1 protein-coding gene is annotated in these 391 nt (G+C 36.8%); it reads left to right on the forward strand.

Annotated elements, in window-relative coordinates; all coding sequences use genetic code 11:
* Positions 1-118: 118 nt before the first annotated feature.
* The coding region (locus LR961_RS19170; RefSeq protein WP_232151572.1) for a hypothetical protein at positions 119-391 on the forward strand (273 nt) is incomplete at its 3' end.

A 391-nucleotide genomic window follows, 5' to 3' on the forward strand; every position in this document is an offset into this window, starting at 1 on the left:
GGAAGTTTGTGGTAGATAATGTGCCCCCTAAAACGGCTTCGTGGGAAGAGAGGGAACACAAGAATATGTTAGAAGACACAAGGATAACACTAAATAAGATAATGGAAGAATAGTTATAATGGGTGACTTTAATTGTAAAGAAATCTGCTGGAAAGAGATGACAGTGAAGGGTGGAGACGACCTATGGGGAAATGTACTACTTGAGATGATTATTGACCACACAATGACACAATGGATCCAAGAGAACACTAGGTATAGAAATGAAGAAGAACCATCGAGGCTAGACTTAATAATTACATCTGAACCTAGAATAGTGGACAAGATTGAATATAAAACACCAATAGGTAAAAGTGACCACATATTGATTGAACTGGAACTTAATGAAGAAAAA

The sequence above is a fragment of the Stenotrophomonas sp. SY1 genome (assembly GCF_021202945.1).
In the GTDB taxonomy this organism is placed as follows: domain Bacteria; phylum Pseudomonadota; class Gammaproteobacteria; order Xanthomonadales; family Xanthomonadaceae; genus Stenotrophomonas.